This window comes from Kitasatospora nipponensis, from assembly GCF_039528135.1.
GTDB classification, from domain to species: Bacteria; Actinomycetota; Actinomycetes; order Streptomycetales; family Streptomycetaceae; genus Kitasatospora; species Kitasatospora nipponensis.
In genome coordinates, this window is sequence record NZ_BAAALF010000801.1 from 1 (window position 1) to 651 (window position 651).

The 651-nt window shown below is 65.9% G+C and carries 1 protein-coding gene; it reads left to right on the forward strand.

Going from position 1 to position 651, the window contains the following annotated elements:
• Window positions 1–384 precede the first annotated feature (384 nt).
• Window positions 385–651: DoxX family membrane protein (locus tag ABD323_RS43415; RefSeq protein ID WP_344447529.1), on the forward strand; the 267-nt coding region annotated here is incomplete at its 3' end.

A 651-nucleotide genomic window follows, 5' to 3' on the forward strand; every position in this document is an offset into this window, starting at 1 on the left:
CCGATCACCGGATCGACCGGGCGCGGACGATCATCGACGGATGCGGGTTCAAGTCCCGCCTGTGCCTCTGACCGTGGCACGGTAGTTCAACGGGAGAACACGTCGATCTCAGAATGATCCGCACCCTTCAACGTGCCGGTGTGTGCAATTGGGTGGCATCTCAGGGGCCCGGGGGCTGGATACGTCCCCGGGTCCCGTCACGTCCGGGGCCGATGTTAACGCTCACAATCGTACGTAAGGAAACCATAAGCAAACGGTCACGGACTGGTGAAGGCTCGATGAATAACGCTGCGACTTGACCTGTACAAGGCGAGCCTTGCCTTGCCCGCCACCGTTGTGGTCCCCGCCACAGCGGTTCCCCCGTTGCCCCCATGGAGTCCGTCGATGTCCGTCATCCCCAGCAGCACAGTCGACTCTGCCCGGCCCTACCTGGTGGGCCTGTCCCGGATCGCGATCGGCCTGCTCTTCTCCTGCCACGGCGCCGCTTCCCTGTTCGGCGTCCTCGGCGGCACCAAGGGCGGCGGCACCGTGGAGGCGCTGTCCTGGCCCGGCTGGTACGCGGCCGTGATCCAACTGGTCGGCGGCGTCCTGGTGTTGGTCGGCCTGGGCACCCGGACGGCTGCGATCGTCTGCTCCCGCTCCATGGCGTAC